Origin of the sequence: Cytobacillus sp. FSL K6-0129 (assembly GCF_038007625.1) — a bacterium.
Classification (GTDB): Bacteria; Bacillota; Bacilli; order Bacillales; family Cytobacillaceae; genus Cytobacillus; species Cytobacillus kochii.
Genome location: NZ_JBBOXM010000001.1, coordinates 2,485,895 through 2,499,148, shown reverse-complemented (window position 1 = coordinate 2,499,148; position 13,254 = coordinate 2,485,895). Strand labels below are relative to the sequence as shown.

The window sequence follows — 13,254 nt, the reverse complement described above, 5'->3', positions numbered from 1 at the left end:
CGGGGGAGGGCGTTTAAATGTTAGGAATGCTAGGGTTAATATTAGGTTTAGTCCTACTGATGTTTTTAACATTAAGAGGCATTAATATCATTATTGCTGCCATTCTAAGCTCGATTGTTGTTGCCATAACAGGTGGCCTAAATTTAGAGACGGCACTGGCAGGTTATTATATGGACGGCTTCACAAATTATTTTGCCTCTTGGTTCTTAATTTTCTTACTAGGAGCGATTTTTGGGAAGATAATGCATGAGACAGGTGCCGCTGAGAGCATTGCCCAATGGATTAAGAGAACATTAGGCGCGAAAAGAGCTGTATTTGCCGTAGTGGCTGCAGCCGCAATCATGACTTATGGTGGAGTAAGTTTATTTGTGGTCGGTTTTGCTGTTTATCCTATTGCTGTTTCATTATTTAGAGCGGCGAATCTTCCACATCGATTTATCCCTGCTGCCCTTGTGTTTGGATCGATTTCTTTTACGATGACCGCACCAGGTAGTCCAGAAATTCAAAACTTAATTCCAACTGAGTTTTTCGGTACAACTCCCACGGCTGGCGGTTGGGTCGGGGTACTCATGGCACTTCTTGTAATGATTACGGGAGGACTGTTATTAAGCAAATTCGTTCAAAATGCTGTTAAAAGAGGGGAAACTTTCTCATTACCAGGAAATAGGGCAAAAGAAGAAGTATCTGCAGGTTTGGCGGAGAAAACAGAAGGAGAAATCTTGGTAGAGGAAAAAACATTACCTCATATTATTTTCTCAATTTTGCCATTAATCTGTGTTATTGTTATGCTAAATATTATTGCACAGTTTGCTTCTTCTACTGCAGCAGCCCTTATTTCATTAACGGCTGGTATTGTCCTTGCATGTCTGACGATGTACAAGTTTTTAGCACAATTTTGGAATGCTTTAGCAAAAGGAGCACAAGATGCACTTGTCGCCGTTGCGAATACTTGTGCAGTCGTTGGCTTTGGTAGTGTAGCTGCTCAAGTGTCTGCATTCGATTCTGTAGTCGATGGACTTGTAAGTTTGCCAGGTCCACCTATATTAGGTTTGGCGGTGGCCGTCACATTAATTTGTGGAATTACAGGATCAGCCTCAGGTGGTCTAGGTATTGCCCTACCTATTTTAGCGCCGATCTATTTAGCTCAAGGTGTCGATCCAGGAGCCATGCACCGTGTAGCGACATTGGCTTCAGGTGGTCTAGATTCTATGCCGCATAACGGTTATGTTGTTACAACAGTGCGAGCGATTTGTGGAGAAACACATAAACGAGCGTACTGGCCAATATTCTGGCTCAGTGTAGTTATTCCAACCATTGCTATGTTACTAGCAGTAGTCTTGTATTCTATATTTTAAAATTTGAGAGGAGTATGACAAATGACAACAACTACAACATCTACATTAAAGAATTTTATTAACGGACAATGGGTAGAGGCAAAAACAGAAAACTATCAACCGGTTCCTAATCCAGCAACTGGTGAAGAGTTAGCGCAAGTACCGATCTCAACTATTGATGATGTCAACGAAGCAGTAAAAGCAGCAAGCGAGGCATTCAAAACTTGGAGTCAAACGCCAGTACCAAAAAGGGCACGTGTACTTTTTAAATATCAACAACTACTGGTCGACCACTGGGATGAGTTGGCACAGCTTGTAACGGAAGAAAATGGAAAAAGCTTTAAAGAAGCATATGGTGAAGTACAACGTGGGATTGAGTGTGTAGAATTTGCTGCGGGTGCACCGTCGTTAATGATGGGTAAACAATTACCTGATATTGCCACAAATATCGAATCGGGTATGTATCGCTATCCTGTGGGGGTAGTGGGTGGTATTACACCTTTTAATTTCCCGATGATGGTCCCATGCTGGATGTTCCCATTAGCCATCGCTTGTGGTAACTCATTTGTATTGAAGCCATCAGAAAGAACACCTTTACTTGCTAATCGCTTAGCAGAATTATTTAAAGAAGCAGGATTGCCAGATGGCGTATTGAATATCGTTCACGGTGCACATGATGTCGTGAATGGTCTATTGGAACATAAGGACGTTCCAGCTATTTCATTCGTTGGATCCCAACCTGTTGCTGAATATGTATACAAAACAGCTTCCTCTCACGGCAAGCGAGTACAGGCGTTGGCGGGAGCGAAAAACCATTCTATCGTTATGCCAACAGCTGATTTAGACGCTGCAGTTAAAGAAATTATTGGTGCAGCATATGGCTCTGCAGGAGAGCGTTGCATGGCATGTTCAGTTGTCGTGGCAGTAGATGATGTGATTGAGCCCTTATTACAAAAATTAAATACCGCTGCTGATCAAATTACAATTGGTAATGGTATGGACGAAAATGTATTCTTAGGTCCAGTGATTCGCCCAGAGCATAAAGCACGTACAGCTAATTATATTGAATCAGGGGAAGAAGAAGGTGCCGTTTTGGTACGTGATGGACGTAAGGATGAAGCTTACCATGAAGATGGTTATTTTATCGGGCCAACCATTTTTGATAAAGTAACACCGGAAATGAAGATTTGGAAGGATGAAATCTTCGCACCCGTTTTATCAATTATCCGTGTATCATCTCTCCAAGAAGCAATTGATCTAACGAACCAATCAGAATTCGGAAACGGTGCTTGCTTGTTTACAAAAAGCGGCAGCGATGTCCGTCAGTTCAGAGAACGTATCCAAGTGGGTATGCTAGGGGTAAATATCGGGGTACCAGCACCAATGGCCTTCTTCCCATTCTCAGGTTGGAAAAATTCATTCTATGGTGATCTTCACGCAAATGGTAGTGATGGTGTGGAATTTTACACACGTAGAAAAATGCTCACTCAACGCTGGGAGTTTTGATCGATTTAAAAGGAATTTGTCGAAAATAAAGGATTCTCTTCCTTTTTTCAAGAATATTTCTGGGGAAATAAAATGAATCGGAGGGGAATATGTTGGCAAATGACAGTTTGTATCAAAAATCAAAGATTAGAAGAATTGGAGAATTAGGAAAGTCAGCAGCGGAAGCCAATAAAACCTTTTTTGCCTTTGATAAGGCAGCATTAGCGGATGGCGCCATTACGGAAAGAACGAAAGAAATTATTGCTGTCGCCTGTGCTCATGTTACGGGGTGTCCGTATTGCATTGAAATCCATGTAGGTAATGCAAAGAAATTGGGGGTTTCAAAAGAGGAAATTACAGAAGCAGTCTTAGTAGCGACCGCTCTTAAAGCAGGCTCTGCCTTCGCACATGGCACTCATGCGTTAAATGCTTATGAGGAAGTAGAAGCAGATAACCTCTACCAAGCGGCTAATATGAAGAGAATGACTGAGTTGAAAGACTATGCTCCAGATGCGGTTAAAGGCTTCTTTGGCTTTGATGAAGCAGCTATGGAAGACGGGGCCATCAATAAAAAAGATAAAGAGCTTATTGCTGTCGCCGTTGCTCATATTACAGGTTGCGCCTACTGTATTGACATACACACAAAGAATGCGAAAAGACTAGGGATTACAAAAGAAGAACTTGTCGAAAGCATCTTTGTCGCAACTGCTTTAAAAGCAGGTTCCGCGCTAGCACACGGTATCAATGCATTAAATGCCTATGACGAATAGGTGAAATTAGATCACTCCACGGACATCATTGCCCGTGGGGTTTTTTTGATAGGTTAAATGGGGAGTCTAATAGTTTAGCCTCTCCTGAATAAAGTGGGAGAGATTAGGGTTACAACTAAGGGGATTGGCGTAGCTGTTAGCGTATGGGGTTCACGAGCACAAGAGGGGGGGGAGCTGTTAGAAGTGTTAGCAGAATGAGCAATGTACACAAAAGAATAGAAAAATACCAGTTGTACTGACAAATCACAAATGTGAACAAATGCTCTTTTTAGAAAACCGTCACTTGCCATATCTGTGCGTAATAACCGTGAAGGATGTCATCTACTAAGGTATAATAGAGTTATGACATATAAAGGACGACATGCTTATGAAAAAACAATTATATTGGCTCCCTAGTATTTTGTGGATGGCAATGATCTTTATTTTATCTCATCAACCGGGGACACAATCAAGTCAATTAAGTGGTGGGATTACAGAAGTTATCGCTGCTTGGGTTCCATTTTCAATTGAAAACTTACATACTTTAGAGACTTTTATTCGCAAAAACGCGCATTTTTTTGCTTATTTTATTTTAGGGATATTTATTCTTTTTGCCATAAGACAAGGGAATATACTTACTCGTCAAAAGCTGCTTATATCCTGGATTCTCACAACAGTTTATGCGGCGTCTGATGAATTTCATCAACTTTTTATTCCAGGGCGTTCGGGTGAAGTAAGGGATGTACTAATTGATAGTGTCGGCGCAGCAACAGGGCTTATTTTATTTTCTATCGTTTATTATTGGCGGAAAAGTAAAAATCGTGGGTCCGTATAGTTACAAGAAGGTTTCAAACGAGAAACCCCCACACAAGACGGTTCAAAATCAACATGAGATCGAAAACCACAAGAAGTGTGGGCAAATTTATAAAGTCCGCACTTGCTCCAATCACCCATTATGCAGACATCATTCGCTTTTACCTAGAAAGACTTTTACATTACAATTAAACTAAACACCAATAAAGCATTAATCACATGCTTAATGACGAGGCGCAAGTAACATCACACCAACACCAACCAGGCAGATGGTAGCTCCAATCCAGTCATACATATCAGGTGCTTTTTTATCAATGCCCCAGCCCCATAGGACAGACAAAATAATGAATACACCACCATAGGCAGCATACACGCGTCCGAAAGATGGGAAGGCTTGAAAGGTAGCAATCACGCCATATAAGGCTAAGGCAACACCACCGCCAATTCCCCAATAAAAAGGTTTCCCCTCTCTTAGCCATAGCCAAATGAAATAACCGCCGCCAATTTCTGCAATTCCGGCTAATAAAAATAGTATAATCGCACTCAAGAACTACTCAACTCCTATTTTCTATTTATGGTAAAATATAGGTAAAGATAACAAGGAAGAGGTCAGCTGATGAAAAAATTTATAATATTCTTACTAAGTTTCATCGTTCTTAGTTATGTATTTGAAATCGGATCCGGTCTAATCTTGACACTTTTATATACACCCGAGATTACATTTGCTACAACGCAAAGTCAAACAGTAGAATTTGGGGCCATTGCTAACCCGTTCCCTTATTTATTTGCATTACTCGCCGGCTGTATCGCTTATTTTCTATCTCAACGATTATATCATGCGAAGTAAACTTGAGGTCATGGTCATTGAAAAAGAAAAAAGATGAAGGGAGCAAAATAGAGACAGATGATGATTGGAAGAACTTTTTACGGTGCATCAACTGTTGGGGGAATGGCTATTGTTCTTGCCATCATAGGGTATATCATTTATCAAGTGTTAATGAGTTAGTACAATCAAGATGATGTTCTTTAAGAGCATCTTTTTTTATGGAGCATGAATATAAGGAGTGATTCAATGCTAACTTTCAGTTTCATCGGCTTCTATTTGATGCCAGTCCTATGTATTGTTTTTTGCTTAAATTTGGTTTCCCTTTTGAAGAAAATCCGTGATGAAAAAGAAACAGAGAAGAATACTTTTTGGCTGACAGTATCGTTTAGCTTAATCGTTTATACGATTACGATGATGCTAATAGCTATTTAACAAAAAAAGAGCCCATTCGATTGAAGGGCTACTCCTTTTTCACTAATTGCGGAGCTATACGGCCACCGGCAGCTTTTTCATAGGCATAGGCCATACCAAGTATGTCACCTTCGCTCCACATTGTACTAAAAAAAGCGAGGTTAAAGGGGGAGCCGTTACTATAAAACCCTGCTGGTATTGTTATGAGTGGCAATCCACTAATATTAATTTCGGATATGGTAGAAGTCGCAACATCCTCACGATCTAAAGTTGGTACATCTTCTAGCATGGTTGGGTAAACAAAAGCATCTAATTGTTGCTCAGCCATAATGTAGGTAATGGTGCGTAACAGTTCGTTCTTCGTTTCTTTAAAGCGTGTTAAATCAGGTAAGCGTTCAGCATTTTCGAAAGCTTTGTCGGCTTCAAGTGGTCGGACAAAGGAAGCTAAGGGCTGGTCTTCTTCCCAAGGTATTGCTCCCGCTTTTAAGAAAACTTTCTCCATATTTAACGAAGGATCAAGGTTTTTGAAGTATTGATTAAGGTCGTAAAAAAAGGATTCTCTTCCAATCATTGTATCAATAGTTTTCATATATGGAGCCAGTGGCTTTACATGAAAAGGATCCTCAATCACCTCTGCACCCAGTGATTGCAATATTGAAATACTTTTTTTATAAAGTGCTTCCGTTTCTGCCGTCATTTTCGTTTCTCTCCAACTAGGGCCGTATAAACCAATCTTTTTCCCTTTCAGAGCATGTGATGAAAGGAAAGATGTATAGCCCTTCTCTGGAATCGTACTAGAAATGGTTTTAGCATCATCAGGTGAATAGCCTGCGATAACATCAAGCATAATCGCTGCATCCCGCACCGTTCTGGCATGTGGCCCTAGTACATCTCTTGTACTGCCAGCAAGCGGAGTCACACCTGTAGTAGGAATGAGTCCGAATGAAGGTTTAATACCAACAATTCCTTGCGCTGCTGCTGGTACTTGTATGGAACCCGCTGTTTCTTCTGCTACTCCAAGAACGGTAAAGTTACCAGATACGGCAGTAGCCGTGCCACTACTACTACCACCAGGTGTGAGTTTTCTATTTACCGCGTTGTATGTAGGACCTTTCCAACTAGTATTAGCATGGTATGCACAACTAAAGGCAGGGATATTTGTTTTGCCGAGTATGATGGCATCAGCTGCTTTTAATCTAGAGATAATGGTGGCATCTTTCTGTGGTAATAATTCTATTCCACCTGTATGTTTAGCGAGTGGAGCCCAGCCAAATGTAGATGGAAAACCAACCATATCGACAGCTTCTTTCACAACTACGGGGATACCTGCTAATGGGCCCACCTTTTCCCCACGCATTCGTTTCGCATCGATGGTTTTCGCATCAGTAAGCGCCTGTTCGTTCATAAATGTAAAAGCATTATATGTCGATTCATATTGTTCAATGCGCTCAAGAAAAGATCGAATGACTTCTTCAACTGTATACTCACCTGTATCATACAATTTGTGAAGCTGTTCAATTGTTATTTCCTCAAATAAAAATAAATGCTGATTTTCTGATCGTAACGAGTGCGTTTTCATCACATCATCTCCCTTCAACATTTGTGTATTTAATCTATACTATTACAATTGAGGAGAATTTGCATGATTATTGTTAGAAAATTTAACAAAATATGTTATTGTGTTTGTGAGATGGGTTGATTCAAATCGGCCAGGAGGTGGTTAAATGTTATCGAGAAAGAACTTTTTTATTTTACTCTTGCCATTCTTTCTTCTCTTTGGTTGCCAAGGTGCAGAAGAAGAAGAATTATTCCGATATAAGGGTGCCTATATTGGTGACAATAGTGCCGTTGGAAATATACTGAATGAGACAGCGGACTCAATAGATTATTTTGAATTAAAGACAGAGCAAGAACCGTATGGTTTAGAAGTATTTTATCATGAAGTCAATGATGGAGAGGCATTAATGAAAAAACAAGCGACTGTTCTTTTTTCCTTAGTGCGAAACGTGGAATGGATAAGTTTTCATGTAAATGGAAGTGAAACGAAAGTAACGAGAGATGAAGTAAACAATTGGTATGAAAAAGATATAGCAGGTGTAGGGAGCCAAAAGGAGCTAGAGCAATTAATAAACAGTTGGAACTAGATCTATTCTACCTATGACTGCTGAACTACAGGCCTGCATCGTCACTTTTGCAGGTCTTTTTTTGATACTAAAACTACCTAGTAAATTGGAATGAGAGATAAGTATTTGGTAGAACAAGTGACCTATTAAATGGATGTGGAAGTTTGAATATTTTTCCTTATTTTTCTTGTTGTACATATAGGTAATTGGATTTAAAAGTCTTGCTAGAAAAGGAGTGGAAGCACTTCTTCTCTATTATTCAAGTGTGAATGAGTGTAAATAATAGGAAGAATGAGAAAAACATAGATATCAATAATATATTCTGAATTTTTGGTAAACTATTACGTTTTTCATTATGATGCGTCTCATTTATACTACGTGTAGTGTTTTTTATCAAGAACAATATAGAACATATGAAAGAACAAATGACAAATGAAAGGGGGAAAGTGATGATTCTAGGATAAAAGTCACAGCAGTTGAATACTAGCTTTACTTTGTCCTAAAAATGAACACACATCTATGGTTGATTCCCCTATGAAAAATAAATGTGAGCAAGAAAGGACAGTATGAGAGTGAAAAAGGTAACGACCATCACAATCATTATTTGTCTCATGATTGGTCTAACAGGTGTCTTCGTTCAAGCATTTTCGAGCGAATCTCTAGGAAAGTGGAGTAATGCATTATTCGAGATAAGTGAGGAACAGACCAACAATGAGCTGGCAACCGCCTATGAATCTTGGTCTGAACAAATGAAACAGCAAAAGCTAGATGCACAACTAACCTATGAAAAAGCAATGGAAAAAAACGTAGTAGTTTCAAGTGAAGAAGCGAAAAAAGAGATTAACCAATACTTAACTTTATACAAAGTAGATATTCAAAACATAAAAAAAGAACTAAGCGACTCATTTGATACGTATGAAGGTGAAAAGAAGGATGAACTTAAATCTGAGATGGATCAAGAAATACTATTATTTTTAGAAGAAACGTTAGAAAAATAAATTTCGACAAAGGGGTCGGGAAGATGAAAAAGAAAATCATAGCTGGTGCAGTTACAGTCGGATTGCTAACCGGAGCAGGCTTTTCGTTAGCGAATACAGATGCGGGACAGGCTTTGAAAACTTGGTATGATAACTTATTTAACCAAACAAGTGCTGAGGTTCTGAGTGAATCGGATGCCAATTTTGAACAGTTATTAACAGAGCTCAGAGCAGAAAATGAAACATTAAAGGAATTAGCAGCCAGTCAAATTGACGAGAAAACATTGCGTGAAATTGAAGGTTCTACTTTAGCTATTGACCAGGCCAAATATGAACATATTGCATCCCTAGATGGTGAGAAATTGTTGATCTTGGAAAATATGGATTATCAATTCTATCAACTATTTTTAGAAGGCTATTTTCATATTAAGGCAAAAGGCGATTTAATGCAGGAGGAAGCAACGGCTGGTTTCCAAGCTTTTGCTAGTGAGAAGGGCCAGTCGGCTTTAGAGCAAGTCACAGCGGAATTAAATCAAGCGAAAGCTGATGCAGTAACAGAACTTGAGCAAGAGATTGTAGCAGCGAAACAGGAAATTGTTACAAAAGTGGAATCTCAAGTTGAAATTAGTAGCCGAAATCTTCGTAATCAGGCGAATTGGAAGGCTGAAGAAATTCGAGAGGCATTAGATGCCATCCTAGCTAATTTAGTCGCAGAACAAGAGGCTGCTATAACAGCGAAAGCTGCTGAATTAGAGGCAGATGCAAAGATGAGTTTAGATGACGTTGTCAACAATATTGTCAATGATTAATTCGTTTCAGGGCCAGCTTGCTTGGCCCTGGAAATCTCGTAAAGGGAGGAAAACAAAATGAGTCATAAAAAAAGGAAATATATCAAAATATTGTTTAGTTGCCTTTTCGCAGGTTTCCTTCTTTCTGTTAGTTTTCGATTTGTTTCTGCAGGTGAAGATATGGAATCAATGCTAACGAATTGGTTCTCTGCAAAAAAAGCAGCGTCCATTGCCGAGATAGAAACGGCTGTAAACGAAGAAAAAAATAAACAAATTGCTAAATTAAAAGAAGAAATCCCACAAAAACTAGCGGCAGCAGATCAACAAATAAAACAGAAAACGCAGTCAGAAGTGGCAAAACGTGTAGCTGAATTAGAAGCGTACACAAATGAACTGATCCAAAATTACGATCCAACCATTGAGGAGAATCAGAAAAAAATCGCTGAGTTAGAAGCCATAATGGAAGCAGCAAAGGCTGATATGACGGCAGTAGCTGAGGAATAGCTGAGTTGATCCATTCTTAACTGATTCCACTACTTCATCACTAACAGGGGCCTGTCTTTTATTGTTAAACTTTGAATCGATGTGGGTTGAAACCGTTCAAACTGAAATCCGCATTTGAAAGCTTGACGCGATACCGGGTTAAACGAATCAAATTTACCGGTGTCTCCAGTTAATTAACGTGTTTCCAACCTAATCTAACAAAAAAATAATCCAAACCCTTCCCTATATTGCTGCTTTTTCATTTTAATCAAATCCAAGATTATTAAAATTTAAAACATCATCTGTCCTCATCTAAACAAAATCAAACTCCAATCTGAACTCTTATCGATTCCAATTTCAATCCATAAAGGTCATATACCGCACCATAAAAAAGAACAAAGACCAAAAAGTCTTTGTTCACACATAACTTACTTTTCAATGGTTCTCATTGATAGTCGGTGTCATTTCCATACGATTAATAAAACTTCACTACGCGCTCAAGAGGTAGTCTAGTTGTATTAAAGGCAGGTGCAGCGCTTTTGCCGATAGCGATTAATGTAATGGGGAATATGTTTTCTTCTAGCTCAAATTGTTTGGCGAAGGCAGCTTTATCGAAGCCTCCCATTACGATTGTATCTAGCTCACGTTCTTTTGCGAGCAGAAGCAATTGCATTGAAATCAGACCAGCATCATAGCTTGCGATGTTCATAAGTCCTTCTTTCGGTTGGCCAGGATAAAATTGGTGTGTATTGCTGATGGTACGGTCAGCAATGGATTGATCCATGTAACCAGCTTCGACATTTTGAGTATAGATTTCCTCAACATTTTTATAAGCCTCCGTATCACCAAGTACGGCAATAACAGCAGAAGCATTTTCTACAATCTTTTGGTTGTTGCCAAATACAGGTAATGCCTTTTTCATTGCTTCATCTTGGATAGCGATAAATCTCCATGATTGTAAATTACTAGAAGAAGGAGCTGAAATAGCATGTGCTAATAGTTCTTCTAAACTTTCTTGATTTATTTTAAAAGAAGGGTCGAATACCCTCACAGACTTGCGTTCATTCATAAGAGTAACTAATTCTGACATTTATTTCTCCACCTTTACTTATGTTTAGTAAGTTTATTTCGTTTATAAACTTACCATTCGTAAGTTATGTTGTCAACTAATGAATATATGGTACTATTTAATGAGGACAGGTAAAGGAGCTATAAAGAATGGATTGTAACCATAAATTGAAAACGGATTCTAAGCATATCTGTAGCAACTACCATGAAGCGATTGAATTTATAGGTCGTAGATGGATGGGCATGGTCATCTATTCCTTAATGGACGGACCGAAGAGATTTTCTGAATTAGCAGATGAAATTAATGGTATTTCTGACCGATTACTTACAGAACGGTTGAATGAACTCATTAAGGAAGAACTTGTTAGTAAAACATTTTTAGAAGATTCTTCGAAAAAAGTTGAATATGCCTTAACAGAAAGAGGAATGAGCTTGAAGAAAGTTATTGAAGCCATTCTTGCTTGGATTGCCGAAAACGAGAAGTAATAACCAAGACAAATATTGTAGCTGAAGAACGAACAGATCTATAGAGGATTTGTTCTTTTTTTTGGCTCTTTTTTATATTAGAAGGAGTTAATAATTCTTTTGTTGAAAGCTATAGATTGAATAATAAATTGAGCTTGAAGAGGGGTGGAGGGGAATTGAAAAGTATCTATGATCAGGTATATTTAGAGGAAATCATAACACGTATAGATCATTTGAGCTCCAATTCAAAACGGCAATGGGGGAAGATGAATGTCGCCCAAATGCTGGCTCATTGCTCAGCCTTTCAAGATATTGCGATGGGGGAATCTTCTCCAAAGAGGAGTTGGTTGGGAATCTTTGTAGGAAACTTCGCCAAACCGATTTTTTATAACGAAAAGACTTTACCTAAAAATATGTCTACGATTCCGACCATTTTAATTGTCGATGATAGGGACTTTAGCAAAGAGAAGGAAAAGTTGAAACAAAAATTGTTGCAATTCCATGCTGATGGACCAGAAAAGTGTACAACCCATCCCCATTCTTTTTTTGGTAAGCTAACCGCTGAGCAATGGGGAAAGGGTATATACAAGCATCTAGACCATCATCTCAAACAGTTTGGTCTATAACTCATCATCTTCGTTCTTCCTTTATTTTCTTCATCAAGGCTTCACAACCAGCGCTCACTAAATCATATGTTTCCTGGAAATTCCCGGTATAGTAAGGGTCCGGCACATCTTTTGCATCTTCAGTTAAATCTAATAAACGGAATATTTTTGGATGCTGAGGTTGACCAAGTATACGGTATATATCTTTTATATTCGATTCATCCATTGCCACAATATAATCAAATGCTTCGAAGTCTTCTTTCTGTAATTGACGTCCTTTTAATCCTTTAGAGGAAATACGATAGTCTTTTAAAATCGCGAGTGTCCCTTTATGTGGAGGCGCGTCAATGTGCCAAGAGCTCGTCGCTGCTGAATCTACGAATATTTCCTTCTCTAGTCCAACTTGTTCCACCTTATGTCTAAATATCGCCTCTGCCATTGGTGAACGACAAATATTACCTAAACAAACGAATAACACTTTAATCATGAGGATGCCCCTTTCCTTTTACAAAAAATGATTCAGTCGAAACGACCATAAGTTCAACAATTTGTTCAGCCATATATGTGGGTGTATGTGGGAAGTCCTCTTCAATCCAGCGAATAATGAGACCAGCAATGCCATTGGCTCGATAAATATATAACCATTTAGCGTCAACTGAACTATCCTTAGGCAACACATAGTCGTATTCATCTAAAAAGAGTTGTTCAATTGCTTGTGCCATTTGATAGCGGAAATCGACACGAATATGGTCACTTAATAATAATTGATATAGAGATGCATGTTCTTTGAAATAATTGAATAAAGTAATCTCCTCAATCGGAAGTTCTCGTAAATAAACTTGTTCATAAGCTTGATAAGGAATACCAATTTGTTTAATCATCTCATGTAATGTCTCATCAATGACCTCTTTTAGTAACTCGTCCATCGAATGAAAATTGGCGTAAAATGTTCCACGATTATAATTTGTCTCTCTTGCAATCTCAGATATAGTTATTTGGGCGAAAGGCTTTTTGTATAATAATTCAATAAATTTTGTTTTAATAGCTGCGCGTGACCGTTGTACGCGTTTATCTAAAAAATCATGCTCCAAGAGAATCACCTCTTCTCTTATTATGTTGAATTCCTA

17 protein-coding genes are annotated in these 13,254 nt (G+C 38.7%); 12 read left to right on the top strand and 5 right to left on the bottom strand.

The annotated features are described in order from the left end of the window. Positions 1–17: 17 nt before the first annotated feature. The 4 genes from MHI57_RS12480 to MHI57_RS12465 all read left to right on the top strand — a co-directional run bounded on the left by MHI57_RS12480 (position 18) and on the right by MHI57_RS12465 (position 4,403). Positions 18–1,355: a GntP family permease gene (locus tag MHI57_RS12480; RefSeq protein WP_340976596.1), complete on the top strand. Its 1,338-nt coding sequence runs from the start codon at positions 18–20 to the stop codon at positions 1,353–1,355. A gap of 21 nt (positions 1,356–1,376) precedes the next feature. Next, the gene (locus MHI57_RS12475; RefSeq protein WP_251162181.1) at positions 1,377–2,840 is read left to right on the top strand and encodes a CoA-acylating methylmalonate-semialdehyde dehydrogenase; all 1,464 of its coding nucleotides are present in this window, start codon (positions 1,377–1,379) and stop codon (positions 2,838–2,840) included. An 89-nt stretch (positions 2,841–2,929) separates the two neighbouring features. Next, positions 2,930–3,589 (top strand): carboxymuconolactone decarboxylase family protein, encoded by a 660-nt coding sequence (locus tag MHI57_RS12470; RefSeq protein WP_445293201.1) that lies wholly within the window; start codon positions 2,930–2,932, stop codon positions 3,587–3,589. 367 nt (positions 3,590–3,956) lie between these two features. Beyond that, positions 3,957–4,403, top strand: coding sequence for a VanZ family protein (locus tag MHI57_RS12465; RefSeq protein WP_224937213.1), 447 nt, complete (start codon positions 3,957–3,959; stop codon positions 4,401–4,403). Between the two features lie 201 nt (positions 4,404–4,604). Here the strand turns inward: MHI57_RS12465 and MHI57_RS12460 are convergent, their stop codons facing one another. Next, the gene (locus tag MHI57_RS12460; RefSeq protein WP_340976591.1) at positions 4,605–4,928 is read right to left on the bottom strand and encodes a YnfA family protein; all 324 of its coding nucleotides are present in this window, start codon (positions 4,926–4,928) and stop codon (positions 4,605–4,607) included. 69 nt (positions 4,929–4,997) lie between these two features. Between MHI57_RS12460 and MHI57_RS12455 the strand changes: the two genes are divergently transcribed. Both MHI57_RS12455 and MHI57_RS12450 read left to right on the top strand, forming a co-directional pair. Then, positions 4,998–5,228 (top strand): hypothetical protein, encoded by a 231-nt coding sequence (locus MHI57_RS12455; protein ID WP_340976590.1) that lies wholly within the window; start codon positions 4,998–5,000, stop codon positions 5,226–5,228. A 225-nt stretch (positions 5,229–5,453) separates the two neighbouring features. Then, a complete protein-coding gene (locus tag MHI57_RS12450) occupies positions 5,454–5,639 on the top strand; it encodes a hypothetical protein (RefSeq protein ID WP_095371769.1) in 186 nt (61 codons plus the stop codon). A gap of 28 nt (positions 5,640–5,667) precedes the next feature. On the opposite strand, the gene MHI57_RS12445 is transcribed toward MHI57_RS12450, so the two are convergent. Continuing rightward, the gene (locus tag MHI57_RS12445) at positions 5,668–7,197 is read right to left on the bottom strand and encodes an amidase (RefSeq protein WP_322909732.1); all 1,530 of its coding nucleotides are present in this window, start codon (positions 7,195–7,197) and stop codon (positions 5,668–5,670) included. A gap of 145 nt (positions 7,198–7,342) precedes the next feature. Here MHI57_RS12445 and MHI57_RS12440 point away from each other — a divergent pair, with 145 nt between their 5' ends. The 4 genes from MHI57_RS12440 (at position 7,343) to MHI57_RS12425 (ending at position 10,010) form a co-directional block, all read left to right on the top strand. Continuing rightward, positions 7,343–7,762 carry a DUF4825 domain-containing protein gene (locus MHI57_RS12440; RefSeq protein ID WP_095371771.1) on the top strand — a complete coding sequence of 140 codons (420 nt, stop codon included), beginning with the start codon at positions 7,343–7,345 and terminating at the stop codon, positions 7,760–7,762. Between the two features lie 551 nt (positions 7,763–8,313). Next, positions 8,314–8,739: a hypothetical protein gene (locus MHI57_RS12435; protein WP_340976584.1), complete on the top strand. Its 426-nt coding sequence runs from the start codon at positions 8,314–8,316 to the stop codon at positions 8,737–8,739. A 23-nt stretch (positions 8,740–8,762) separates the two neighbouring features. Next, complete coding sequence (locus MHI57_RS12430) at positions 8,763–9,527, top strand: hypothetical protein (protein WP_095371773.1); 765 nt, start codon at positions 8,763–8,765, stop codon at positions 9,525–9,527. Positions 9,528–9,584: 57 nt separating this feature from the next. Beyond that, entirely contained in the window at positions 9,585–10,010 is a 426-nt protein-coding gene (locus tag MHI57_RS12425; RefSeq protein WP_340976582.1) for a hypothetical protein, read from the top strand. 454 nt (positions 10,011–10,464) lie between these two features. Here MHI57_RS12425 and MHI57_RS12420 read toward each other — a convergent pair whose 3' ends face one another. Then, positions 10,465–11,079 (bottom strand): nitroreductase family protein, encoded by a 615-nt coding sequence (locus tag MHI57_RS12420; protein WP_095371775.1) that lies wholly within the window; start codon positions 11,077–11,079, stop codon positions 10,465–10,467. Between the two features lie 128 nt (positions 11,080–11,207). Here MHI57_RS12420 and MHI57_RS12415 point away from each other — a divergent pair, with 128 nt between their 5' ends. Both MHI57_RS12415 and MHI57_RS12410 read left to right on the top strand, forming a co-directional pair. Next, positions 11,208–11,543 (top strand): winged helix-turn-helix transcriptional regulator, encoded by a 336-nt coding sequence (locus MHI57_RS12415; protein WP_095371776.1) that lies wholly within the window; start codon positions 11,208–11,210, stop codon positions 11,541–11,543. 155 nt (positions 11,544–11,698) lie between these two features. Further along, on the top strand, positions 11,699–12,148 hold the full coding sequence (locus MHI57_RS12410) for a DUF1569 domain-containing protein (protein ID WP_340976579.1): 450 nt from the start codon (positions 11,699–11,701) through the stop codon (positions 12,146–12,148). A gap of 4 nt (positions 12,149–12,152) precedes the next feature. Here the strand turns inward: MHI57_RS12410 and MHI57_RS12405 are convergent, their stop codons facing one another. Together MHI57_RS12405 and MHI57_RS12400 are read right to left on the bottom strand one after the other, a co-directional pair. Next, a complete protein-coding gene (locus tag MHI57_RS12405) occupies positions 12,153–12,614 on the bottom strand; it encodes a low molecular weight protein-tyrosine-phosphatase (RefSeq protein WP_307315938.1) in 462 nt (153 codons plus the stop codon). After that, positions 12,607–13,218: a TetR/AcrR family transcriptional regulator gene (locus tag MHI57_RS12400; RefSeq protein WP_340976577.1), complete on the bottom strand. Its 612-nt coding sequence runs from the start codon at positions 13,216–13,218 to the stop codon at positions 12,607–12,609. Before MHI57_RS12400 ends, MHI57_RS12405 begins: the two co-directional genes overlap by 8 nt. Positions 13,219–13,254 lie beyond the last annotated feature (36 nt).